This is a genomic window from Prevotellamassilia timonensis, assembly GCF_021531665.1.
Lineage (GTDB): Bacteria > Bacteroidota > Bacteroidia > Bacteroidales > Bacteroidaceae > Alloprevotella.
Map to the genome: position 1 here is coordinate 1 of NZ_JADYUH010000176.1, position 359 is coordinate 359.

The following is a 359-nucleotide window of genomic DNA, read 5'->3' on the forward strand; positions in this document are numbered from 1 at the left end:
CGCAGAATCTCATCGGGAATCCGGTTAAAACCGATGCTGTCATAGACTTGATCAAGCAGAAGCTGAGTACCGTTTATCAACACGTTGTCGATATTGCTAAGAAAACGCTCTGTCTCCTCGACTTCTTTTCCCTTGCGGTCATCAAAGTCAAGTTCTTGCTGACCGCTAAATGAACGTATCCATGCAGCAGCCTTATCGTATAATGAATCTATCTCCTCTTCGGATGTAGAGGAGTCACATGACTTTAATTCTTTATACTTTCCACTTGCCTTACTGACCACCACAACACTTGTAGAGCCGGAACGATTGTGTTTCTTGCGTACATACATGGTGCAAAAGTACACGTTTTTTCGCTTGCG

At 43.7% G+C, this 359-nt stretch carries 1 pseudogene; it reads right to left on the reverse strand.

The window, feature by feature from the left end:
• Positions 1-329, reverse strand: a pseudogene (locus I6E40_RS10770) (transposase); the annotation flags it as partial.
• Positions 330-359 lie beyond the last annotated feature (30 nt).